18 protein-coding genes are annotated in these 22,558 nt (G+C 70.4%); 14 read left to right on the top strand and 4 right to left on the bottom strand.

Annotated elements, in window-relative coordinates:
* Nucleotides 1-73: 73 nt before the first annotated feature.
* The 5 genes from Mth01_RS08015 to Mth01_RS07995 are packed head-to-tail and all read left to right on the top strand — an operon-like array spanning nucleotide 74 to nucleotide 5,758.
* Complete coding sequence (locus Mth01_RS08015; protein WP_204013799.1) at nucleotides 74-1,909, top strand: SCO2524 family protein; 1,836 nt, start codon at nucleotides 74-76, stop codon at nucleotides 1,907-1,909.
* The gene (locus Mth01_RS08010; RefSeq protein WP_204013796.1) at nucleotides 1,910-2,824 is read left to right on the top strand and encodes an SCO2523 family variant P-loop protein; all 915 of its coding nucleotides are present in this window, start codon (nucleotides 1,910-1,912) and stop codon (nucleotides 2,822-2,824) included. It abuts the gene before it with no gap.
* A gap of 5 nt (nucleotides 2,825-2,829) precedes the next feature.
* Nucleotides 2,830-3,762 (top strand): SCO2522 family protein, encoded by a 933-nt coding sequence (locus tag Mth01_RS08005; RefSeq protein ID WP_239089477.1) that lies wholly within the window; start codon nucleotides 2,830-2,832, stop codon nucleotides 3,760-3,762.
* Between the two features lie 22 nt (nucleotides 3,763-3,784).
* Nucleotides 3,785-4,801 carry an SCO2521 family protein gene (locus Mth01_RS08000; protein ID WP_204013791.1) on the top strand — a complete coding sequence of 339 codons (1,017 nt, stop codon included), beginning with the start codon at nucleotides 3,785-3,787 and terminating at the stop codon, nucleotides 4,799-4,801.
* 24 nt (nucleotides 4,802-4,825) lie between these two features.
* The gene (locus Mth01_RS07995) at nucleotides 4,826-5,758 is read left to right on the top strand and encodes a hypothetical protein (protein ID WP_204013788.1); all 933 of its coding nucleotides are present in this window, start codon (nucleotides 4,826-4,828) and stop codon (nucleotides 5,756-5,758) included.
* Here the strand turns inward: Mth01_RS07995 and Mth01_RS07990 are convergent.
* Both Mth01_RS07990 and Mth01_RS07985 read right to left on the bottom strand, forming a co-directional pair.
* The gene (locus Mth01_RS07990; protein WP_204013785.1) at nucleotides 5,721-6,917 is read right to left on the bottom strand and encodes an NAD(P)/FAD-dependent oxidoreductase; all 1,197 of its coding nucleotides are present in this window, start codon (nucleotides 6,915-6,917) and stop codon (nucleotides 5,721-5,723) included. The two genes, Mth01_RS07995 and Mth01_RS07990, sit on opposite strands and share 38 nt — an antisense overlap.
* Nucleotides 6,918-7,128: 211 nt before the next feature.
* Nucleotides 7,129-7,305 (bottom strand): carbohydrate binding domain-containing protein, encoded by a 177-nt coding sequence (locus Mth01_RS07985; RefSeq protein WP_204013782.1) that lies wholly within the window; start codon nucleotides 7,303-7,305, stop codon nucleotides 7,129-7,131.
* A 129-nt stretch (nucleotides 7,306-7,434) separates the two neighbouring features.
* On the opposite strand from Mth01_RS07985, the gene Mth01_RS07980 reads away from it, so the two are divergent.
* The 6 genes from Mth01_RS07980 to Mth01_RS07955 all read left to right on the top strand — a co-directional run bounded on the left by Mth01_RS07980 (nucleotide 7,435) and on the right by Mth01_RS07955 (nucleotide 17,029).
* The gene (locus Mth01_RS07980) at nucleotides 7,435-8,445 is read left to right on the top strand and encodes a LacI family DNA-binding transcriptional regulator (protein ID WP_204013781.1); all 1,011 of its coding nucleotides are present in this window, start codon (nucleotides 7,435-7,437) and stop codon (nucleotides 8,443-8,445) included.
* Between the two features lie 55 nt (nucleotides 8,446-8,500).
* Nucleotides 8,501-10,447, top strand: a complete 1,947-nt coding sequence (locus tag Mth01_RS07975; protein ID WP_204013780.1) for an alpha/beta fold hydrolase — start codon at nucleotides 8,501-8,503, stop codon at nucleotides 10,445-10,447.
* Nucleotides 10,448-10,819: 372 nt separating this feature from the next.
* Nucleotides 10,820-13,399 carry a chitinase C-terminal domain-containing protein gene (locus Mth01_RS07970; RefSeq protein ID WP_239089471.1) on the top strand — a complete coding sequence of 860 codons (2,580 nt, stop codon included), beginning with the start codon at nucleotides 10,820-10,822 and terminating at the stop codon, nucleotides 13,397-13,399.
* Between the two features lie 304 nt (nucleotides 13,400-13,703).
* Nucleotides 13,704-14,300 carry a copper resistance CopC family protein gene (locus Mth01_RS07965; RefSeq protein ID WP_204013779.1) on the top strand — a complete coding sequence of 199 codons (597 nt, stop codon included), beginning with the start codon at nucleotides 13,704-13,706 and terminating at the stop codon, nucleotides 14,298-14,300.
* A complete protein-coding gene (locus Mth01_RS07960) occupies nucleotides 14,297-15,361 on the top strand; it encodes a copper resistance D family protein (RefSeq protein ID WP_204013778.1) in 1,065 nt (354 codons plus the stop codon). Before Mth01_RS07965 ends, Mth01_RS07960 begins: the two co-directional genes overlap by 4 nt.
* 333 nt (nucleotides 15,362-15,694) lie before the next feature.
* Complete coding sequence (locus tag Mth01_RS07955) at nucleotides 15,695-17,029, top strand: sensor histidine kinase (protein WP_204013777.1); 1,335 nt, start codon at nucleotides 15,695-15,697, stop codon at nucleotides 17,027-17,029.
* Between the two features lie 85 nt (nucleotides 17,030-17,114).
* On the opposite strand, the gene Mth01_RS07950 is transcribed toward Mth01_RS07955, so the two are convergent.
* The gene (locus Mth01_RS07950) at nucleotides 17,115-18,374 is read right to left on the bottom strand and encodes a hypothetical protein (protein ID WP_204013776.1); all 1,260 of its coding nucleotides are present in this window, start codon (nucleotides 18,372-18,374) and stop codon (nucleotides 17,115-17,117) included.
* Nucleotides 18,375-18,495: 121 nt separating this feature from the next.
* On the opposite strand from Mth01_RS07950, the gene Mth01_RS07945 reads away from it, so the two are divergent.
* From Mth01_RS07945 to Mth01_RS30100, 3 genes are read left to right on the top strand one after another with little or no spacing between them, the layout of a single operon-like run.
* A complete protein-coding gene (locus Mth01_RS07945; RefSeq protein ID WP_204013773.1) occupies nucleotides 18,496-21,081 on the top strand; it encodes an alpha/beta fold hydrolase in 2,586 nt (861 codons plus the stop codon).
* Nucleotides 21,078-21,950: an ABC transporter permease gene (locus tag Mth01_RS07940; protein WP_308440774.1), complete on the top strand. Its 873-nt coding sequence runs from the start codon at nucleotides 21,078-21,080 to the stop codon at nucleotides 21,948-21,950. The genes Mth01_RS07945 and Mth01_RS07940 overlap by 4 nt, the downstream gene beginning before the upstream one ends.
* A gap of 12 nt (nucleotides 21,951-21,962) precedes the next feature.
* The gene (locus Mth01_RS30100; RefSeq protein ID WP_275408901.1) at nucleotides 21,963-22,088 is read left to right on the top strand and encodes a hypothetical protein; all 126 of its coding nucleotides are present in this window, start codon (nucleotides 21,963-21,965) and stop codon (nucleotides 22,086-22,088) included.
* A gap of 106 nt (nucleotides 22,089-22,194) precedes the next feature.
* On the opposite strand, the gene Mth01_RS07935 is transcribed toward Mth01_RS30100, so the two are convergent.
* A partial coding sequence (locus Mth01_RS07935; protein ID WP_204013770.1) for an HNH endonuclease signature motif containing protein occupies nucleotides 22,195-22,558 on the bottom strand: 364 nt, incomplete at its 5' end.

Genomic DNA, 22,558 nt, shown 5'->3' with positions numbered 1-22,558 from the left:
TACATCTTCCCGCCAGCCATCGGGTCATTGAACCGTGCGGAAAGGGTCCGACCGTACAGAAAGGCTCTCGTAGATGAAGTTTCAGCCGCGCCAGCAGCTCCTGGATGTCTGGGAGGCGGCCGCCCGAGCTTCGTACCGCGACGGAGTGTGGACGTGGGGTGGGCGAGACGGGTCGAACTCCATCTCGGACGCCGAGCAACTCCTGTGCTTCCTTTACCCGGCGGCGGAGCTGCCGGGCCTCCGGCTCGACACGCCGGACGAGACCGCCGACGACGTCCTGGCCGCGCTGGCCCGGCTGGGCGACTCCGTCGAGATCCCGAAGCTGCTCCTGCAGGTGATCGGTCAGTACCTGCGGAAGTACACGGCGGACGACGGGCGGCCGATCTTCTCGGGCGGAAGCTATTTCCGCGCCGCCGCCCCCGACGGCAAGCCCGCTCCCGAACAGCTCCAGCTCGACGTGGTCGACTCCTTCTCCATGTCGGTCACGCTCGCGCTGTCCACGCTCGGCTTCCTCAAGGTCTTCCGGCAGAGCGTGCGAAGGCAGTCGCTGCGCGCCGAGATCCGGGAGCTGGAGGATCTCGCGAGCAAACGGCTGACGGCCGCCATGGTGGGCATGCTGCGCAGCTTCACGGTCAACGCATTCGATCCCGGCTCGCCCTCCGGCCGCGCGCTGGTGCGGACCGTCAACCAGGCGGGGGCCCCGGACCGCCGGGTCCTCGACGATCTGCGGCGTGAGCTGCGTCCGGTACGGGCGGGACTGCGAGACCTCACGATCGGATCCGGCAGCCAGGTCGACCTCGACAACGAGAACCTGCTGTTCGAATGCGGATGGACCTGGGGCATCGTGAAGGACTCCCCCGAGGTCGCCACTCCGCACGACATCGGCCCGCAGCCCAAGGGCGTGGCGAAGGAGACGCCCTTCCTCTACTTCACCGTGAACGCCCTCGTCGGCATCGCCGACCTGTTCTCCGAGCGCACCCGCGTGCTCGGCCTGCTCAACGACCCCCAGCAGACCCTCGCACAGGCCATCCAGCGCCGCTGGGACCTCACCCAGATCTACTGGCGGACGATCGCCATGTACGGCCGGGGCCAATGGCCGCTGCAGGACATCCCGTGGAAGACGACAGACGAGAAGGAGTCGGAATACTACAGCCTCGGCGTCACCGCGATGGTGGTGCAGAGCCTCGTCAACAGCCGGGCGGCCGACGTCGACCTCGGCCGGGTCGCGGACGTGCTGGAAGAGCTGGCCGTGCGGGCCAGGATCATCCGCAGGGCGGTGCCCGGGGACCCTTCGGTCTCCATGCACTCCCCCGGAGTCGCGATCAACATGCGCGGCGCGGAGGATCTCGGCCCGAACCTGATCTGGATCGTCTCCGACTTCGCGATCACGCTGCTCAAGCGGACGATCTGGGCCGCGTCGATCGTGCAGAACACCCATACCAAAGAGAAGCTGCTCGGGCTCGCCGACCAGATCTGGCGGCACGTTTCGGCTCGCCGGTGCACGAGCGGCCGGGCACGCGGGCTGTGGGACCAGCCGGGCAACGTGTTCGCCGGACTCGACGCGCATTCGGAGGACCCGTCGTGGTATTTCAGCGAACGGGTTGTCGAGTTCCTCGTGGCGGCGACCCAGGCCAGGAGCGATCCGCCGCTGCGCAACCCACGGCTCGTCGAGATGGCGTACGAGATGCTCGGCGAGGCCGAGCACCTGCTGGATCAGGAGCTGGTCCTACGGCCGTTGACGGCCGGGCAGACGATCCAGCCCAAGCTGCGCGGCATTCAGGCCGCGCTCCAGCGGGCCAGGGCGATCATCGACGAGCGGCCCGCGACGGCCCAAGCTCTGGTCTACGATGCCCTGCTCGACCTCGAGCGGCTGGCCGCCGCCCGCGACAACGCGGCGGAGGCCATCTAGATGCTGGTTTTCGCGATCTCCGACAAGGGCGGGACAGGGCGCTCGGTCACGAGCACGAACATCGCCTATCGGCACGCCCTCCAGGGCAACGACGCCTGTTACCTGGACTTCGACTTCGGCTCTCCGACAGCCGGTGCGATCTTCAGCGTGAGTTCGGTGGCACGCGGCACCCGCGCCGGCGGACTGCACGAGTACCTGCGGGGCGAGCTCACCGAACCGCAGCGCATCGACGTGTGGGCGGAGTCCGACAGGGAGGGGCTGCGGGTCAAGCCCCCCGGCGCGGGACGGCTCGTGCTGCTCCCGGGCAGCGAGGGCGGGGGCGAGCTGTCCACGGTGGACGACGAGATGGCGAACAGGTGCGTTCAGCTCTTCAGCCGGTTGGAGGAGGAGTTCGATCTGTGCGTGGTGGACGTGAGCGCGGGGCGCTCGTTCACCGCCGAGATGATCCTGCAGGCCACGGTACGGCTGCCCGCGGTGCCGTTCCGCTGGCTGGTCTACCACCGCTGGACGCGTCAGCACATCATCGCGGCCGACGGCCTCGTCAACGGAGCCGACGGGCTGCTCGACGTCGGCGCCCGGTTCGGGCACGACCCGGAGGTCCTGCGCGAGCGGATCCGCTTCGTCCGCACGGCGGTGCTCGAATCCGAGGCGGCCGAGCTCGTGGGCCTGCGCGACGAACAGCGGGCCTGGCTGAGCGCCTACGACGGCGAGCTGCGCGAACTCGCCGGCCGCCACGGCGTCGGCCGTACGGCGATGCTCGGCAAGGTTCCGCTCGACCCGATCCTGCAGTGGCGCGAGCAGCTCATCTCCGACGAGGACGTGCTGGCCACCAAGATCGCGAATGCGGAGACGGCCGCCGCTTTCGAGGACCTGGCCAAAAAGATCATGGACGACAGCGCATGGGAGGGACTGTGACGCCGATGAACGCGATGTTCGGCGAGGTCACCGCGGAGCGGCGGATCGCCGCCGCGCCCCTGTCCCATGTGTCCATCGAGCTCGGGCACCTCTACATGGAGGATTTCGAGGCCGGCCCCGACCGGCTGCGCCGGATGTTCCGCCGGGTCGCCCCCTGGGCCGGCGCCGTCCGGTCGACCTGGGAGGAGCAGGTGCCCGGGCGGCGGGCGAGAGTCAGCACGTGCTTCCTCATCGATGACTACTTCAGCCGGTTCAGCTCTCCCGCGGAACTGGTGCCGATGGTTCTCGAGGCGGCGGCGGAAAGCGACCTGACCATCGACTACCTCGCGCGGGAGTCGGCCTGCGCCGAGCCGGCCGGACTGGTCGAGGATCGGCTCGTCGACGACCCGCCACCGGGCGCCAACGGTTCGCGTCCGCCCGTCAAGGAGACGGGCTGGCTCTGCAACGGCATGCGCTCTTCGCAGGCGGGAGCCGTACAGGCCATGGGCAGGGCGCAGCGGTGGGCGCCGCCGGCCCAGAACGCCAAACGCGGGCACTCGATCTTCGTGGACGTGGAGTTGTGGGATGAGACCGGACCGCACCGCACCTGGTCGTGTCCGTTCCTGGCGGCCGTCTGGCAGCTCCTGCGGCTCGGGCTACTGCGCGACGGGGGCCGGCTGCCGTTACGACCGGAGCTCCGGCCGCAGGCCTGGCCCACCGACTGGGACGCGCTGTCCCCCATCGTCCAGTTGGGCGATCATGCTCCACCGTTCGCCGCCTACACCACCATGTCCGTCCTGTCCCCCCGGTTCCTGCCCGTCGAACTGGCCGTGCGCACGATCCTCAGCCAGGTCGCGGTGGACGCCGAGGTCCTGGAGCAGGTGGCCGGCCGTAGTGAGGGCGAGGGCATCCGGCTGGAGGAAGAGCTCGTCGACCGCATCTCCTACGTATTCATTTAGGGAAGCGCATTCGATGCTGGTCATGGGGGAAGTCCACACAGGGCTGCTGCAGAACTCGGGGGAGGTCGCCGCATCCACCTGCCGGCGGCTTCTCGGGTTGCTCGCGGGACAGACGGTACGGGTCTCCCGTCGTCCGATCGTCCACGCGGTGTCACCGGACCGGCTGACCGGAGTGGACTGCCGCCTTCCCTCCGCATCCCAGTCGCGGGTCAGGGGCGTAGGGACGGTGCTGACCCGGTGCTCGATCACCGGTGGCCGGGTGGTCCAGGGCTCGTCCTATGTCCGGATCGTGCGCGCCGCCGTCGACCGCCGCCTGCCGTGGTCGCATTATCTGGCCCGTCCGGGGGTGATGGAGGTGCTCGGGAAGGCGAAGCCCCGGGACCTCTCCGACGGGTTCACCGATGACCTCCCCGGCGACCGTCTGAGCGGCGCGTCCGCTGGCCGGACCCGCCCGGACCCTGCTCGCCCGGACCCTGCTCGCGGGGACCGGGGCCCGGGCTGGTCGGGCTCGGCTCCCCTCGATCTCGGCGCGATCAGCGGCAGGTTCGTGGACCTGGTCCAGTCGTCGCCGCTGCTCGATCGCAGAGCTCCTTTCAAGATCCCGCGGACCCGCCTGCGCTGGGTGGCGGAGAGCGCGTCCGAAAGCGGCGCCCCGGCCATCCGCTTCACCCTCCACAACGATCAGTTGCGCACACTGCGCCTGGTCCATGACGGGGAGTTCACGCCCGCCGTCGCCGAGCTGTGCGAGGACCTGGCACTGCACGACTGGCTGCTGACGACGCTGCTGGTGATCGTCGAACGGGCACTGACCGGCGGCGCGCCGGGGCCGGAGGCGGTCGCCAAGCTGACCCCGGCCGTCGACCACCTCCTGCACCTGTGGATGCCCGCCGCACGGGTCGACGAGACGCTCACCCCGCTGTGGGAGAGCCTGGAGCGATATCCCGGGTTCACCCGGCAGTGGCAGTCGCTGGTGGACCGCATCCGCGACCAGATCTCGGTCAACATGCTGACCCTCCTCATCAGAAAAGGCGGGTGGTAGATGACGACTCCGGAGGGATCCCGAGTGAACCGCGAGTTGATTCCGCGCACCCTTCGCAAGTTCCTCATCACGGCGGCAGTCGGCGTTCCCACGTACCTCCTGACCGACGACGACGGCCCCTTCATCGGCACCGGCGAGCCGCGTAAAGCGTGGGGCATCATCCTCACGGTCTTCATCAGTGCCGTGGTCTTCGTGGTGCAGTACCTCATCGAGGTCGACAGGCAGTTGGAGACGCTGCGCGAGGAGGTCGGGTCGGGCCTGTCGCGGATCAACGAGGCGACCGAGCTGTTCGGGCTGGTGGAGGAGTCGGCGGTACAGGCCGACGTGGTCACCCAGCTCGTCCGCAACGCGACGCGGGTCGACAAGGAGATGCCCACCCTGGTCCAGGCCTTCGCCCAGTGGGAGATCGCGAGGATCTCCACGCTCCTGCGGGAGCTCGGGGAGGGCAACGTCATCTACGAGGGAGAGGATCGGGACTGGCTGCTCGGCCTGACCCACAACACGCAGCACAGCCTGGACGCGCTCAGCCTCAACGTCGTGGACCAGGGGCCGAGCGAGTTCGACGGGGGGTTCTGGACCACCGACGCGGGTCAGCGATATCTGGACGCGCAGCGCGACCGGATCCGGGAAGGCGTCCGGATCCGCCGGATCTTCTTCGTCGACAGCTCGGAACGCCTGGGCGCGGAGATATTCCGGCGAGTCTGCAAGATGCACTCGGAGATCGGCGTCCAGGTGCGCATCCTCACGCCCGAGCAGCTCGCGAGCCCGCTGGGGCTGTTCGACTTCATCGTCTTCGACGAGGTGCTCAGCTACGAGGTGACCCCCTCCGCTCCACAGGTGGGCGAGATCACCACCCACACGTTCGTGCACACGTTGCTGGTGCTGGAGCAGCCCAGGGTGCGGCAGCGGATCGAACGATTCAAGGAGCTGTGGGAGATGGCGTCTCCCCCGGCATGACGGGGACGAACTCCCGGTCGGGGCGGCACACACCCAGCAGCTGCCGCGTCCCGTCGTCGGCGTTCCCGTTGAGGACGGCCGAGACCAGCTCGGCGGTGACGGGAGCGAGCGTGATGCCCAGCCCGCTGTGGCCGGTGGCGGCGAGCACCCGCTCGCCGGTGTAACCGATGATCGGGATGTGGTCGGTGCTGCCCGGCCGCAGCCCGGCCCAGCTCCGCTCGATCGGCCAGGTCGCGGCCTGCGGCATCACGATGCCCACCCCGCGCAGGATCTCCTCGCGGGCGCGGGCGGTGACCGTCACGTCTCCCACGTGAGGCTCGTAGGTGACGCCCATCGCGACCCTGCCGTCGCGCCTGGGCACCAGGTACGGGTAGCCCTCGAAGTCGCCGTCCCTGATCTCCGCGAAGATGTGGTGGCGCAGCGGATATCCGGTTCCTCCGGGGGGACGGGTGTCGAAGGCCTCGCCCTTGATGGGATAGAGATGCCGGTGGTGGTCGGGCAGGAATCCACCGCTGAGGCAGCCGGCCGCGACGATCACCGTCCCGGCCGAGACCCGGGTGCCGTCGTCGAGGCGCACCTCGGCGGAGCCGGGCAGCTCCGCCAGGTGCTCGGCCCGTACGCCGGTCCGGACGCGGATCGCCGCGGCCATGCCGTCGAGCGCCCCGCACAGGGCCCCCATCAGCTCACGTGGGTCGAGCGCGAGCTCGTCCGGCAGCAGGAACCCGCCGACGACCGCCTCGCTCAGCATCGGCTCCAGCTCTCTGGCCTCGGCTCCGGTGAGCTGTTCGACGGGGAACGGCGACTCCCGCCACCTCGGCAGGACCTGGTTCTTCAGGCGATCCATCTCCGCGTCGTCGACCGCGACCTGCAGGTCGCCCCCTTCGAGCAGGGAGACCGTCACACCGGAGATCTCGGCGATCTCGGCCACCCAGTCCGGATACAGATCCCGGCTGCGCTTGATCACAGGGGTCAGCGGCCCCAGGCAGGAGGGCTCGGTCTGGGTGAGGATGCCGCCCATCGCGGCGTTGGAGGCGCCCTGGCCCAGGCGTGACTCCGCCTCGACGAGGAGGACGGTCCGGCCCTCTGAGCCGAGCCGGTGGGCGATCGCGCATCCGATCACGCCGCCACCGATGATCGCGACATCGCAGGTTTCAAGCACGCGTGACTCCCAATGCTCCACCGGACCCCCTATTCGAAAGTAGGCGAGGCCGGGACGTTCCAAAAGGTCACACAGGAGTGGCCTGAGGGGAAGGGTATCTCCCATGAGCGCCTCACCGGTGGATCTCCGCGCCATTCAGGCGGAGCCGTCGCAGCCGCGGCGACGGCTCCGCTCACGCCGGGACATCAGGCCAGGACGTCAGGCCAGGACGTCATGCCAGGACGTCATGCCAGGACACTGCCGGGCCGTCCCAGGAGGCCGACCGGTCGGTCACCGCGAGGCTGCGCGAGCCCCCGTGCGCCACTTCCGTGGTCGTGGCGAGCGAGGCCGACGCGCGCGTCGCCCTTGCCGGCTGCACCGGCGTGAGCCGCTGATCGACCCCGTTCAATGAAATTTTCGCTACAAATTCGAATGTTTCGAGGCCCGGAGGATCGAGAGAACCGCGGTGGGGCGGCAAGAGCTTCCAGGGAGACCCTGCACACGATGGATCCGAAAGTTTCGGATATCCTGTGGTCTCATGGCAGGGAAAAGGCGGGTGACGATCGCCCTGATCGCCGAGGAGGCGGGGGTTTCCGTCCCAACGGTGTCCAAAGTGATCAACGGCCGACCCGAGGTGGCCCCGGAGACCCGGCAGCGGGTCGAACGACTCCTCCACAAGCACGGTTACCAGCGCAGGACCGGGCATGGCGACGGCCCCGTCGGGCTGCTCGACCTGGTCTTCTCGGAGATCGAGAGCCCCTGGGCGATGGAACTGGTACGCGGCGCCGAGTCCGCGGCGCACGAGGCGGCGGCAAGCGTCGTGATCTCCGTGCTGCACACCCACGCCGGTCCGGGACGCGACTGGCTGGAACGGATCGCGGCGCGACGCACGGACGGTGTGATCATCGTGACCTCGCGTCTGTCGGTGCGTCAGCAGGGGCAGCTCAGCGCGAGATCGATCCCGTTCGTGGTGGTCGACCCCGAGGGTGAGCCGCCGCCGGGGGTCGCCTCGGTGGGGGCGACGAACTGGCACGGGGGCCTGGCCGCCACCCGGCACCTCCTCGATCTCGGCCACACCCGCATCGGCATGATCGGGGGACCGCCCGACATGCTGTGCAGCCGGGCCAGGATCGACGGCTACCGGGCCGCCCTGGAGACCGCCGGGGTCGCCATCGACCCCGCCCTGATCAAGCACGGCGACTTCCTGGTCAACTCGGGCCATGACTACGGGCACGAACTGCTCTCGCTCGACGACCCGCCGACGGCGATCTTCGCGGGCAGCGACCTGCAGGCGTTCGGCGTGTTCGAGGCGGCGCGCCAGCGCGGCCTGCGCGTGCCGGAGGACCTCAGCGTGGTCGGCTTCGACGACCTGCCGCTGTCGAGTTCGGCCTGGCCGCCGCTGACCACCGTGCGGCAGCCGCTCCAGGAGATGGCGGCGCTCGCCGCCCGCATGGTGCTGGCGATGGGCCGCGGCGAGGGCGCGGAGGCGCGCCGGGTCGAACTCGCCACCGACCTGGTGATCCGCGAGAGCACCGCACCGCCGCGGTGATATTCGCGCTAAGGTTTCTGCCGATATCGCCGGGTTCGCGGGACGGGGCTGACGGTTGCGCAGTTGGCATGGGGCGGCCGTCACGGCCCTGGTGACGGCCTTCGTACTGACCTTCCTCGGGGTCCCGGCGACGGCCCAGGCCGTCGATGCAATCGACGCATGGGGCGGCGTCGAGGAGCGGCCGTGCCCGGTCGCGATGCCATCGGGCACGACCTGCGGGTTCCTCCTCGTCCCCGAGCGGCGTGACGTGCCGAACAGCAGGACGATCAAGGTGGGGTTCGCCGTCCGCCGTGCGACGCCCCCCTCCGGCGACTCCGAAGATCCCGTCGTCTTCACCGGCGGCGGCCCCGGCTCTCCGTCGTCACCGCTCACCGGGTTGCTCGCCGGCATGTTCCCGGACCGTGACGTGGTGGTGATCGAGCAGCGCGGCGGCCGTTACTCCGAGCCTCGGCTGAGCTGCCCGGAGATCGCCCGGGGCATGGTGGCGACACTGACGGCGCCCCCCAAGGGCACGCCCACGGACACGCCGAAAGACACGCAGAAAGACACGCAGAAAGACATGCCCGAAGACACCGGCGAGGCCGGAGACGGGGCTGCCACCGAGATCTATCCGGGGATCCTCGATGAGGCCGAGGCCTGTCTGGTCCGCCTCCAGCGCGAGGGGGTCGACCTGCGCGGCTACCGCACCGCCGAGATCGCCGGCGACGTCGTGGATCTGCGCCGGGCGCTGGGCTATCAGCGGTGGAACCTGTTCGGCGTGGGCTACTCCACCCGTCCGACGCTCCGAGCCGCCGCGCTGGACCCGGAGGGCACCCGGGCGGTGGTGCTCGACTCGTTCCCGCCTGCCGAGGCCAAGCGGTACGACGACGCCGCGCCCAACCTCGCGGCGACCATCGCCAAGCTGGGCGGCACGGCGCGTTTCGCGGCGATGGTGACCCGGTTCAACGCCGTCCCGGCCGTCTTCGACACCCGCGACCCGATCAACGGCAGGCGGATCTCCTTACGGCTGACCGGCGACGACGTGGCGACGCTCGTCGAGGAGGCACTCCACGACGCCGACCTCGTCCCGATCGTCCCTGCCCTGGTCGACGGCCTGGCCGACGGCCGTACCGGCCTGCTCCGGCCGCTCGTGGACCGCATGGGTGAGAGGCTGACCTCACGTGACTGGGGGCTCTACTATGCCGTCCAGTGCCAGGACGAGGCGCCGTTCAACGACTTCCCCGGCGACGCCCGGCCGCGGCTGTCCGCCGTCGTGGCCGACGCCGCCGTGTGCGGGGCATGGCGGCTGCCCCCGTCGCGGAACGGCTGGGCGCAGCAGGACGCGGCCGCACAGGTCGCCGCGCCGGTCCTCGTCGTCGGTGGGCAACTCGACCCGGCCGCCCCTCCCGAGTCAGCGGGCAGGACCGCCGCCGCGCTCCCCGGCGCCCGCTTCACGGAGTTCGCCGGCGTCGGCCACGCCGTGTTCCTGTCGAGCGACTGCGGCCGCCGTACGATCGCCGCGTTCTTCGACGATCCCGCGTCGACGGGCGCGGCGGCCTGCGAGCCCGGGAAGGCGCCCCGTCCGCTGGTGCGGCCGGGGGACGTGCTGCTGACGCCGTCGGCCTATCAGGCGACCGTGACACCGGCGCTGCTCGCGCCGGGCGTCGTGTTCGTGATCGTGGCGGCCGTGCAGTTGCTCGCCGGACTGGTCGCTCCGGTCCGGAGGGCCGCCCGAAACACGGCCCGGCGGCGCGGCGCACCGGCCGCGTTGTCGGTGCTCGCCGGGCTGGCCGGGGTCGCGTTCGGCGGCCTGTCCGCGCTGGATGTGTCCGGCCGGGCCGAGCCGGCCATGCTCGCCATCGGGGTGCCGCCGGCGGTCGCGTGGTACGGCCTGCTCATCGTCGTGGCCACCGTGCTGTCCGGCATCGAGGCCTTCCGGCTGCACGCCAGGGCCGTACGGATCGTCCCCGTCCTGACGGGACTGGCCTGCCTCGCCTGGTTCTACGGCTGGCTGGTCGCCTGAAGACCTCACCCCCTCCTCCGAAACTTTCAAAGCAGCGATCACAGGCGGTCGCCGTACGCGAGCTCCCGCATCTCGTCATGGTCAGCCGGGTCCACGCCGGGCCGCGGGCCTTCACCGTCCACGCCCGCGTCACTCAAGAGGTGCTCACGCATGGATGGATGCTCTCAGCGATACCACGTGACGTCACGACCTTTTCACTCTCCGCTGATGAGGCTGAGAGCAGGGTCAGGCGAGGCTTAAGAAGCAATTAACAGGAAACTTTATTAATAGAACCCATTGACTGCCCTGCTCCAGCGGGATTAGTTTCCGGGTCAAGCCCCTGGCGGCCGGGGTGTTCGTACGACTTGGCACTTCGCCTATGGAGGTGGCCCTGTGCTGAAGGGCAATGCCGTGCGCCTGCGCGCGGCGTCGGGAGCGGCCTTACTCGCCCTCCTCACGGGAGTGGCGGCCGGCTTCGCCGCGGTCGGCGGCGCGACCGGCGCGGTCGCGGCGGCCGACAACGAGAGTTGCCGCCCCGACGGCCTCTACCGGACCCCCGGTGTGGACGTTCCGTACTGCCTCACCTATGACGGGGAGGGGCGGGAGAAGATGGGCGCGGACCACGCGCGCCGCATCATCGGATACTTCACCGGCTGGCGTGACGGCGGCAACGGGCAGACCCGTTACCTGGCGAGCGACATCCCCTGGGGCAAGGTCACCCACATCAACTACGCGTTCGCCCACGTGGGAGCGGACAACAAGATCTCGGTCGGGTCCAACAGGCCGGAGAACGCGGCAATCGGCATGACCTGGCCGGGCGTCGCCGGCGCCGAGATGGACCCGGCCTACTCCTACAAGGGCCACTTCAACCTGCTCAGCAAGTTCAAGAAGCAGTACCCGAACACCAAGACGCTGGTCAGCGTCGGCGGCTGGGCGGAGACCGGCGGCTACTTCGACGACTCCGGCAAGCGGCAGGCCAGCGGCGGTTTCTACACGATGACCGCGAGCCAGGCGAGCATCGACACGTTCGCCGACTCCGTCGTGTCGTTCCTTCGGACGTACGGCTTCAACGGCGTCGACATCGACTACGAGTACGCGACGTCGAACAAGGACGCGGGCAACCCCCTCGACTGGCCGATCGCCAACGGCAAGCGCGGCACCCTCATGAAGGGCTACGTCGCGCTGATGAAGACGCTGCGCGAGAAGCTGGACCGCGCCTCCGCCGCCGACGGCAGGTACTACATGCTCACCGTCGCCGCGCCCGCCTCCGGCTGGCTGCTGCGCGGCATGGAGACCTACCAGGTCACGCAGTACCTCGACTACCTCAACATCATGTCGTACGACCTGCACGGCGCCTGGAACCAGTACGTCGGCCCCAACGCCTCCCTGTACGACGACGGCAAGGACGGCGAGCTCGCCGCCGGCGGCGTCTACGGGGCCGGGCAGTACGGCGGCATCGGCTACCTCAACACCGACTGGGCCTACCACTACTTCCGCGGGGCGATGCAGCCCGGCCGGATCAACATCGGCCTGCCGTACTACACACGCGGGTTCAAGAACGTCAACGGCGGCACCAACGGCCTGTGGGGCACGGCCCCCGGGACCACCTGCCCGGCGGGCTCCGGCCTGACCAGCTGCGGTGACGGCGCGGTCGGCATCGACAACCTCTGGCACGACCTCGACGACAACGGCAAGGAGTCCCCCGCCGGCTCCAACCCGATGTGGCACGCCAAGAACCTGGAGAAGGGCATCCTCGGCGACTACCTGGCCTCCTACGGCCTCGGGGACGCCACGCTGACCGGCACCTACACCCGCAACTACAGCTCGACGCTCACCGCCCCCTGGCTGTGGAACTCCACCAAGAGGGTGTTCCTGTCCACCGAGGACGAGCAGTCGGTCGGCGCCAAGGCCGACTACGTGATCGACAAGGGCCTCGGCGGCACCATGATCTGGGAGCTCGCCGGCGACTACGGCTGGAACGCCGCCAAGGGACAGTACGAGCCCGGCACGACGCTGACCACGCTCATGTACGACAAGTTCAAGACGGCCACGCCGTACACGAACGTGCGGGCGACCACCGCGATCCCGGCGCAGAAGCTGGACCTCTCGGTCGAGTTCCGGGACTTCGCGCTCGGCGACAACAACTACCCGATCAACCCGAAGATCCACATCACCAACAAGTCGTCGATGACCCTGCCGGGCGGCACGGAGTTCCAGTTCGACTACGCGAGCTCGGCTCCGGGCACCGCCTCCGACCAGTCCGGTTTCGGGATGACGGTGATCCGCAAGGACCACAACGCGCCCAACAACGTCGGTGGTCTCAAGGGCGACTACAACCGGGTGTCGTTCAAGCTCCCGAGCTGGCAGACGCTCGCGCCGGGCGGCTCGGTTGACCTCGCCTTCGTGTACCAGCTGCCGACCTCGACCCCGTCGAACTGGACGGTCACGTTCGGCGGCAACTCCTACGGCATCCTCCAGGACCTCGCCCGCGGCGGCACCGTCGCCTCGCCGTCGCCGTCCCCGTCGAGCTCGCCGGGAGGACCGTCCCCGTCGCCGTCCGGGACCCCCTGCGCGGCCGCCCCCTGGTCCGCCACGACCGTCTACACGGGCGGCAACCTGGTCTCCCACAACGGCCACACCTGGCGGGCCAAGTGGTGGACCCAGGGCGACACCCCGGGCACGGCGGGAGTCTGGGAGGACAGGGGCACCTGCGGGAACGACAACCCCTCCCCCAGCCCCTCACCGAGCGCCAGCCCGAGCCCGTCGCCCAGCCCGAGCGCGAGCCCGTCGCCCAGCCCCTCACCGAGCCCGAGCTCACCCGGCGGCGACAACCCCGCCTGGAAGGCCGGCACGAGCTACACCGCGGGGGCGAAGGTGAGCTACGGCGGCTCGAACTACCAGTGCCTCCAGGCGCACACGGCACTCGCCGGGTGGGAGCCGCCGAACGTGGCGGCGCTGTGGAAGAAGTTGTGACCCGAGGCCCCGGCCCCGAGGTCGCGATCTGAGACGTGGTCGGGCGGTGCGTAAGACCCCCCAGCCGCCCGGCCCACAAACCTCCGGACCGCGCGAGACCGGTGACACTCTCGCGGTCCGGAGCCCAACCGCCGCCCGGCGGTCCCACAAGGGACCGCCGGGCGCCCTCATGTCCACCCCCGCTTCCCTGTCCCTCCCCTCCGCGTGATCTTGCACTTGAGACGCCGGGGGACCGATCAGCCGTGATCAGTGGGACCATTGCGTGGCAAGACCCCGCCAATTGGAGGCAAAGCAGGTGTTGGAGATGAGGCGGGCGGCTATACGCGCGCTGGTGGTCCCGCTGGCCGTGTGCGCGGCCCTGCTGCTGCTCACGGCGCCCGCGCGAGCGCACAACGTGCTGACCGGCAGCGATCCCAAGGACGGTGCGACACTCGCGGCCATGCCCGCCCGGGTGACGCTCACCTTCGATCAGCCCGTACGTCCCGACTTCGCCAGGATGGCCGTCACCGGTCCCGACGGCGCCCGCTACGAGCAGGGCGAGGTGGCCGTGAACGGCACCACCGTCTTCATCGGCGTCCGGTCCCCGGCGCCGGCGGGCGCCTACTCCATCGGCTACCGCATCGTGTCGAACGACGGGCATCCCATCACCGGCACCATCGACTTCACCGTGACGGGCGACGGCACCGTGACGGGCGACGGCGCCGCGGCGACGGGCGGGCCGCCGGTGACAGCGTCCCCGCCCGGCACGCCCCCGCCCGGCGCTGCCCCGCCGGGAGCTCCCGTGTCGAAGTCCGGCGGCGGGGGCTGGGTGTGGGTCCTGCTGACCATGACCGCCTCGCTGCTCGCGCTGTGCGCCTACGTGCTGGTGCGGCATGACCATCGGCAGCGGAGCGCGGCATGACCTCGACCACGGTACGGCGCACGCCGCCGGACCCCACGCCGTTGGAGCGCACGTCGGAGCGCACGTCGCCTGCCGACCGGCCGCGGTTCCCGATCGCCGGACTGATCACGGCCGGCCTGCTCGCCGCGGTGATCGCCACGTGGCTGACATTGCCGGGACGCGCCCCGGGCATCCCCATGCCGAGCCTGGCCGTCGACTACGGCCTGCCGATCGTCCGGCTGGTGCTCGATCTGGCCGCGACGGCGGCCCTCGGCCTCAGTCTCCTGCCCAAGCTGCTCGGCTTCGACGACCCCGAGCGGACCGAACCGGTGGCCGCGCGCGCCCGCCACTGGGCCGTGCTCGCCTCGCTCGTCTGGGGCGCCGCCGCGCTGGTGTCGACCGTGTTGAGCGCGGCCGAGTTGACCCCCGGGCAGATGCCCGACATCGCGACCTATGTCGCCCGCATCCCGTCCGGCCGAGGCCTGATCATCAGCACGTCCTTCGCCCTGCTCAGTGCCGCCGTGGGCATGCTCGCCGTGCGGTTCGGCGAGAAGGTCCCGGCCGAGCTGCGGGTGCTGGTCGCCGGGTTCGGGCTGCTGCCGCTCCCGGTCACCGGCCACGCCTCGAACTGGTACTGGCACGACCTCAGCATGGTCGCCATGGAACTGCACGTCATCGGGGCCTCGGCCTGGACGGGTGGACTGGTCGCGCTCGCCGTGCTGCTGGTCCGCCGGCGTGACCTCCTCGCGGCCACGCTGCCGCGCTTCTCCCGGCTCGCCACCTACGCGCTCATCATCGTCAGCCTGTCCGGGATCTTCAACGGGGTGGTGGTGCTGCTGCTCACGCCCGGCGAGAGCTTCCCGGGGTCGCTGCTGACCACCCGGTACGGCTGGCTGATCGTGGCCAAGACCGTCCTCAGCGGGATCATCGCGCTGCTCGGGGCCAACATTCGATGGCGTCTCATGCCGGCGATCGAGCGCCGGTCGCGCACCGCGTTCGCGGCCTGGGCCGTGTTCGAGCTGACCATCATGGGCCTCGCGTACGGCGTCGCCGTCGTCATCACCAGAACCCCCGTGATCTGATGGATCGGCATGCCCGGGTGCTCCCTGCAAAACCAGGAGCATCCGCGGCACCGATGCACACATCGGCCACTATCTCCACCTAATTCTCATCACTCGGAAAACCTCGAATAAAGAGAACGTAATACCTCTCCCAGGTTTCAATATAGATCTAGCCCAAAATTTCCATAGAGCCCGGACATGGGGTGCCGTTAAGTAATATTTAGTGCACTTGGCTCTTTTATTGGACACGGGGGATCTACCTTGAAGGTCAGGGGGGTGCGCCTGCCGCGCCCGCGCTCCATCAGGGGTCGCTTCACGCTCACCGCGGGATTGGTCTCTTTGATCATTCTCGCGGTGATCGGCGCCGGTTCCGACTTCGTGATCCGCAAGACCATCGAGTCGCACGTCTTCAACACGACGCAGCAGGCCGCCATGGACTGGATGTCGTCGATGCGGCCCGACGGGACGCCGCGGGCCGATGGTCCGGCCGATCGAGCCCGGCTCCTCCAACTCGTCGATTCCCGAGGGCGTGTGGTGGCGGCCAGCTCAGCGGCGGCGGACAGGCCGCCGCTGAGCACGATCCGGCCACCCGTCCACGACCGGATCCAGTACCTGAAAACGTGCTCCTCGCCGGGCGGATGCGTCCTTCTCACGGCCATGCGGCCTACTCCGCAGGCGGCCTCCCTGCTCTGGAGCGGCGAGCCCCACTACGTCTACTCGGGGGCGGACGAGCCCGGCGTCCTGGCCGGGATCCGCCTGGAAGCCGCGACCGCCGCCCTGGTCCTGCTCACCTCCGCCTTCTCGGCCTGGATCATCTGGCTGGTGGTGGGGCGGACGCTGCGGCCGGTGGCGGCGATACGGGAGAAGGTCTCCGAGGCCACGGTGCGGGACGTGAGCCTGCGACTGCCCGAGCCGCCCGGCGACGACGAGATCGCCAGGCTCGCCCGCGCGAGCAACCGGTTTCTCGACCAGTTGGACAAGCTCGTGTCCGATCAGCGGCGCTTCGCCTCCATGGTCTCCCACGAGCTCCGGTCCCCCGCCGCCGCTCTGCGCGCCCAGGTCGAGGAGGCGCTCCTCTATCCCGACGATGTGGATCCGCACGAGGCCCTCCGTGGGGCTCTGCGTTCGACGGAACGCTTTCAGCGGATCATCGACGAACTGCTGGCCTACACCCGGGTGAAGCGGACCGGCACGTCGGCTCCCGAACCCGTCGACCTCACCGCGATGGTGCGGGCGGAGCTCGGCACGCGGCCCCCTCACGGCAAGCCGGTCCTGCTGCACGCCGCCTCCGAACGGCTGACCGTGTTCGGCATCCGGCTGCATCTGCTGGGCGTCCTGAGCAACCTGCTGGCCAACGCACAGCGGCACGCGCACTCCCGCGTCGATGTCACCGTCGAACGCTCCGGCGACCAGGCCGTGCTGATCGTCCAGGACGACGGCGACGGCATCGCGCCGGAGGACCGCGAGCGGGTCTTCGAACCCTTCGTCCGGCTGGCGGACGGACTGCGCCGCGACCCGGGGGGCAGCGGGCTCGGTCTGGCGATCTGCCGCGAGGCCGCCAGGGCCCACCATGGTTCCCTCGCGGTCGAGGACTCGCCGCAGGGAGCGCGCTTCGTGCTCCGCCTGCCGCTCACGGACCTACGGCCGAGCCCTCAGCCGGACGAAGAGCTGCAGCCGGCGCGATCCTGATCACGGGACCGGGCCGGCTGCGGGACTCAGGCTTCGTAGGCCTGGGAGGTTCGGAGGTTTCGGAGGGTTCGCAGGGTCCGGAAGCTCAGGTTCCGGCGGCCGGCACGACCACCTCCGGCTGCGGGGCCTCCGACTGCGGGGCGGCCTGCGTCTCGGGCGGCATCGCGCCCGGCTCAGGGGCCGTGAGGCGGTGTCTGCCGGCGAACCATTCGATCGCCAGCCAGGCGACCGCCAGCCCGGCGAGGGCGACCGGCCACGACTCGACGGCGTACGGCGGCGTCTGCAGGCGGGCCTGTACGGCGAGACCGCCGTACACCCCGCCCGTCACGAGCACGGCGCCGAGCACCGGTCGCAGGTACGGCACCCGCACCAGGAACGCCAGATCGACGCAGAGCCCGCCCAGCACCAGGAAGAACGGCACGGCCGACGCCGGGAAATCGCCCCCGACGAGCAGCGGCCAGATCACGCAGCGGTACCCGACGTACGCCGCCGCCACGGCCGTACCCGTCCAGCGCCGCCCGACCATGAGACGGGCGAAGACCACGACGGCCATGCCCACCACCACGGCGTAGACCGGGTAAACCCACTCGGGGATCGGCAGGGAGAACTTGACGACCATCGTACGGTCCACCGCCCGGCCCATCTGCTGGGCGGCGAACTCGAGCAGGCTGGGCTCGGCGTACGGGTCGCCCCGGTCCCATGAGGCGATCTCCAGCACGCCGTACTCCTGCTGCTGCTGCGCGAAGTGGACGTTCTCCAGGAAGAACGCGAACAGGCCGCCCAGCACGAGCGTGCGCCGCCGCGCCGAGACCCCGGTGTACGGCCCGGCGCCGACGAACCATCCCCGGATCGCCCCGGCGAGCATCAGCGCGGTCCCGATGTAGAGCAGCGCGTGCGAGGGGCTCCATGCGGTGATGTCGAGCCCGTTCACCCGGTGGTTGATCAGGTCGAGCGGGATCGCGATGAGGAAGATCCCGGTGCCCCACACGATCAGGCGGGACGCCGTCCGGTCCACGCCGTAACCGGTGTACCAGTGCACCAGCGCCAGACCGACCGCGATGACCGTGCCCACCGTGTTGAGCAGGTGCGGCGGAGCCAGGTCGTCGCGCAGCCACTTGAAGTGCCACGACACGTCCCAGCTCGATCCGAGGACCTTCAGCAGGAACGCCGCCAGCCAGCCGAGGTAGAGGACCCGGAACAGGTCGGCCGGGGTCTCCCGGCCCGCCTCCCCACGGGTCCAGTAGGGAAGCGCCCACGCGAGAACGCGGAGCACCAGCGCGCGAACGGCGTACCCCCACCTGCGGACGGGTGCGGTGAGTAGCCTGAACATCGTTCCTGTTGCCACGCCCGAAATGATGCCGGTCCCGTGACTGGCCACGCAATCAGGGACTTCCCCGATGCATCATCACGATTCGGCACGCGCCGGCATCGGAGGCACTGTCTGTCCGGGCCAGTAGCATCGCCGCATGAGACTTCCGGACGGGCGACGGCCCCTGGCGGCGCTGGTCGCGCTCGTTCTCCTCGGGGCCGGTGTGCTGGCCTGGGCGCTGTGGCCGTCCCCACCACCTGTCAGGGGCCAGGACGTCGCGATCCCCGTCATGGACGGGCCGGCCGGCGACCAGCGAGTGACCCTCGACGCCGCCTTCTTCCCGCCGGCCTCGGGTGGTGCGGCCCCGGCGGTGCTGCTCGCCCACGGGTTCGGCGGAAGCAAGGAGGACATGCGATCGTCGGCCGCCCGGCTGGCCGAGCGGGGCTACGCGGTGCTGACCTGGTCGGCCCGCGGGTTCGGCCGCTCGACCGGACAGATCGCGCTCAACTCGCCCGACTACGAGGTCAAGGACGTCCGCCAACTCGTCGACTGGCTCGCGAAACGGCCCGAGGTGCGCCTCGACGCCACCGGCGACCCGCGCGTGGGCGTCGCGGGCGGCTCGTACGGCGGGGCCATCGCGCTGATGACGGCCGCCTACGACGGCCGGATCGACGCGATCGTCCCGCAGATCACCTGGCACGACCTGGCCGACGCGCTGTTCCCCGACGCCACCGGACAGGGACCGCTGAACGGTGTGTTCAAGAAGATGTGGGCCGGGATCTTCTTCGGGTCCGGCGGCGGCGCCTTCGCCTCGGGTCGAGGCCTCCCGGAAATCGCCGCCGCCGACCCGGGTGCGGGCGGCGGAGCACGGGTGCCGACCGCCGAACAGGTGCGGTGCGGGCGGTTCCTTCCGGAGATCTGCGACATGTACCAGGAGGTGGCCGAGACCGGGCGGGCCACCCAGGCCGCGATCGACCTCCTGCGCCGCTCCAGTCCGATCTCGGTGCCGGGGAAGATCAAGATCCCCACACTGCTGATCCAGGGACAGCGCGACTCGCTGTTCCCGCTCTCCCACGCCGACGCCAACGCGCGGGCCATCGCCGCCACCGGCGCCCCCGTGGAGGTGGCCTGGCTGAGCGGCGGACACGACGGCGGCGACGGCGAGCCCGACTGGGTCTTCGACCGTACGGCCGGCTGGTTCGACCGCTGGCTGAAGGGAGACGGGGAGCCGGGCGGCGCCGCCGAAGCCGGAGCCTTCACCGTCTCCAGGGACGGGGGACGCGACCCGGGGACGCGGCAGCGCGTGCTGGTGCACACGGTGGCGGACCGCTACCCCGGCCTGTCCGGCACCGACCCGGCCACGGTCACGATCTCGGGCCCCGACCAGCCGGTCGCCAACCCGCCCGGCGGATCTCCCCCGTCCATCTCATCCGTGCCCGGCTTCGGCGGCCTGCTGGGCGGCTTGGGCGGCAGCGTCTCGGCCGCGCTGGACATGCCGGGCCAGGCCGCCGTCTTCGAGTCCGCGCCGCTGACCGCGCCGCTCCAGGTCACCGGCGGCCCGACGGTCCGGATCCGGGTGTACGGCGAGGGCGAGGCGACGCTGTTCGCCAAGCTCTACGACTCCTCCGGCGGGGCGCCGGCCGTGCTTCCGTCCGGACTCGTCGCACCGCTGCGGGTCACCGCCACCGAGGCCGGGACCCCGGTCACGGTCACGCTGCCGGCCATCGACCGGCGGTTCGACGCCGAACACCGGCTGCGGGTGGTCGTCTCGACCACCGACCTGGCGTACGCGACGCCGGCCGCCCCCGCCGTCTACCGCATCGGCCTGGACTCACCGGACCTGACGCTGCCCCGGGACACGGCGCTGGCCGCCCCACGGACCGGCCCGGCCTGGTGGGTATGGGCGCTGCCGCTCGCCGCGGTCACGGTCGCCGCCGCGCTGCTGCTCGCCGGCCGTGCCGGGACACAGGCCCGGGCCCGTGACGGCCGCCGGACGGACCTCGCCGAGGTGCCGCTCGTGATCAGCGGTCTGGGCAAGCGCTACCGGAACGGTGAGAAGGCCGTGGACGGCCTGTCCTTCCGGGTGGACAAGGGCCAGGTGCTCGGCCTGCTCGGTCCCAACGGCGCGGGCAAGACCACCACGATGCGGATGCTGATGGGCCTGATCCTGCCCGACGAGGGCGAGATCAGGATCTTCGGCGACCGGGTGGTGCCCGGCGCCCCCGTGCTGTCGCGGCTGGGCTCGTTCGTGGAGGGACCCGGCTTCCTGCCGCACCTCACCGGCCGGGCCAACCTCGAGTTCTACTGGCGGGCCACCGGACGGCCGGCGCAGGACGCCCATCTGGAGGAGGCGCTGGAGATCGCCGGGCTCGGCGCGGCACTCGACCGCGCCGTCCGCACCTACTCCCAGGGCATGCGGCAGCGGCTGGCCATCGCCCAGGCCATGCTCGGCCTGCCGGACCTGCTGGTGCTCGACGAGCCGGCCAACGGCCTCGACCCGCCGCAGATCGCGGAGATGCGCAAGGTGCTCAGGGCGTACGCCGAGCACGGGCGCACCGTCATCGTCTCCAGCCACCTGCTGGCGGAGGTCGAACAGACCTGCAGCCACGTGGTGGTCATGCACCGCGGCCGGCTGGTCTCCGCCGGGCCGGTGGGCGACCTGCTCGGCGCGGCCAGGGCGGCCAACGGCTCCGGTCCGCGGCTGGAGGACGTGTTCCTCGACCTGATCGGAGAGAGCCGTTGAGCCCGTTGACGCAGAAGTCCCAGGACCTCGGGCAGGCGCCCGGCTACGCTCCCGGGCGGACGCTGCCGCTGCGGGTGGAGATCCTGCGCCAGTTCAAACGACGCCGGACACTCGTGATGTTCGGCCTGCTGCTGGCGCTGCCGTGGCTCCTCGTCGTGGCCTTCCAGCTCGGTCCACAGCGCGGCGACCAGGGCTCGCTGCGGCTGTCGGACCTCGCCACCCAGGGCGGGCTCAACTTCGCGGCCTTCGCACTGTCGGTGTCGGCGAGCTTCCTGCTGGTCGTCGCGGTGGCGTTGTTCTGCGGCGACACGGTGGCGAGCGAGGCGAGTTGGTCGTCGCTGCGTTACCTGCTGGCCGCGCCGGTGCCCAGGAGCAGGCTGCTGCGGCAGAAGCTGATCGTGGCGCTGGGCTACTCCGCTGCCGCCGTGACCGTGCTCCCGCTGATGGCCCTGTTGGCCGGCACGCTGGCCTTCGGCTGGCACGACATCCGGGTGCCCGGCACGGGAGAGCTGATCCCGGCCGCCGACGTGCTGCCGAAGTTCGCCGTCGTCATCGGATATGCCCTGGTCAGCCAGCTCGTGGTCGCGTCACTGGCCTTCCTGCTCTCGGTGGGCACCGATTCGCCGCTCGGCGCGGTCGGCGGGGCGGTCGGCCTGGTCATCGTGAGCAGCATCCTCCAGGCGGTGGAGGCGCTCGGCTCGCTGCGTGAGTTCCTGCCCACGTTCTGGAACGCCGCCTGGCTCGACGCGCTCGCCCCGCAGCCCGACTACAGCGGAATGATCAAGGGCGTGGCGGTCTCCGTGACGTACTCGGTGATCCTGATCGCCCTCGCCTTCCGCCGCTTCCGCCGCAAGGACGTAGTTTCCTAGCGCCTGGTGGTGATGCAGGCGAGCACGCAGGTCGAGAAGATCGACGTGGACCTCAACCAGACCGTCGCAACGCCGCACTGCGCGGGAGAAGAGCCACTGGCCCCGCGCCTGCGTACGGCTCGTCCGCCGACTCGGTGAGGCTGCGCGGGCCATACCGCGGAAGTTGCCGTGCTAGCTGAAGTTTCGCCGTCATGCGGCAACGGTCGCCTACCTTAAGATCATCAACACATCGTGTGCGATGTGCTCACCTGGCTCGGCTCCCCGCGGACCGGATGCCACGTGTTCCGGCGCGAGAGGGGCCGACATAGGTGAAGGCCCAGCGATCGGGGCCGATCCGGCGGCGTTGGTAGTGGTCGGGGCGCCGGTAGCGGTCGCGGTTGTGGTGCTGGCACATGGGGCCGAGTTTGGCCAGGTCGGTGCGGCCGCCCTCGCTCCAGTTGTCAACATGATCGACCTGGCACATGCTCGCGGGAAGGGGGCAGCCGTCCACCATGCAGGTGGCGTAACGGGCGGCGATGGCCCGGCGTTGGGCGGGAGTGGCCAGGCGGACCTTGCGGCCCATGTCCAGGACCTGCCCTTGGGCGTTCATGATCAGGCGGATGAGAGAA

The organism is Sphaerimonospora thailandensis, from assembly GCF_016863115.1.
Lineage (GTDB): Bacteria > Actinomycetota > Actinomycetes > Streptosporangiales > Streptosporangiaceae > Sphaerimonospora > Sphaerimonospora cavernae.
Note: the sequence above shows the minus strand (reverse complement) of the source record. Positions and strands in the feature narration are given on the sequence as shown.